Annotated in this window: 1 protein-coding gene; it reads right to left on the bottom strand. The window is 57.2% G+C overall.

The features are described 5' to 3' along the window. On the bottom strand, positions 1-1,228 hold a 1,228-nt coding region (locus SHEWPOL2_RS21995; protein ID WP_037431800.1), incomplete at both ends, for a VCBS domain-containing protein.

The following is a 1,228-nucleotide window of genomic DNA, read 5'->3' as shown; positions in this document are numbered from 1 at the left end:
AACTGCCCGCCACATTGGTTTGTGAGGTGAAATGGTCTTGGCCTGCATCCGGATCGCTGATCGTCAGTTGTCCATGGGTTTCGAGCTGGCTTGCTGACAGGTTGGCGTCTTCAGTGACGGTGCCACTGTCCACGCCAGCAATCACGGCGCCGTCATCATGGCCGTTAATGGTGACGGTGATGGTGTGGGTTGTGCCGTCCACCGACTGCACGGTCAGGCTGTCGGTCAGTGTGGCGTTCTGACCTAGGGCCTGAACCGCACTGTTCTTGTTGTCCAGCGTGTAGGTCCAATGGCCATCGGTCGCCAGCGTGAAGCAGCCGTAGCTGCCCGCGGTGTTCGCTTGCGCCGTGAAGGCTGACTCCTGGTCGTCGATGTCGGTGACCGTGAGTTGGCCTTGGGTCGTGAGCTGGGTGTCTTCGGTGACCGTGCCAGCATCTGTGCCGCTGATGACGGCGCCATCGTTGCTGCCTGTGAGTGTAATCGTCAAATTCGCAGTGCTAGTTGCGCCAGCGCTGTCGGTGACTGTGATGGGGATTGTGAGCGTCTCAGTCTGGCCAGCGGCAAGGTGTTGATAAGCCGCATTGGATGGATCGAAGCTGTAGCTGCCATCGGCGTTGAGCGTAAAGCCATCTACCGAATTGGCGAGACTGAAGGTAAGTGTGTCGCCGGTATCCACATCGGTAGCCACCATCTGCCCGCTGAGTTTGGTGCCATCTTCGCTGACCGATTGACTTTGCGCCGTGAGCACTGGCGCATCGTTCGTGCCGACGATATCGACGGTAATCGTGTGAGTGGTGCCGTCGGCGCTGTGTACGGTGAAGCTGTCATGTAGAATCTGACCTTCATTCAGCTGTTGGATCGCGAGCTTAGTGTGATTGGCTGTGTAGCGCCAATAAGCTTGGCCATTGGCTTGCGGGGTCAAAATAAAGTTTCCGTAGCCGTTTAGACTGCTCCCCTCTTGATTGGAGAACACACTTTCACCGCTGTCTGTATCGCTGACGCTGAGATTGCCTTCTATGGCAGTATGCTGGTCTTCTTTGATCTGACCGGGTGTTCCATGGTCGTTGATCTTGGCGCTATCGTTGGTGCCTGTGAGCGTAATCGTCAGGTTCTGCGTGCTGCTGGCCCCAGCGCTGTCGGTCACTGTGACTGGGATGGTGAGCGTCTCAGTCTGGCCTTGGGATAGATGTTGGTAGCTGGCGTGGGATGGGTCGAAGCTGTAACTGCC

Source organism: Shewanella sp. POL2 (genome assembly GCF_000282755.1).
GTDB classification, from domain to species: domain Bacteria; phylum Pseudomonadota; class Gammaproteobacteria; order Enterobacterales; family Shewanellaceae; genus Shewanella; species Shewanella xiamenensis.
Note: the sequence above shows the minus strand (reverse complement) of the source record. Positions and strands in the feature narration are given on the sequence as shown.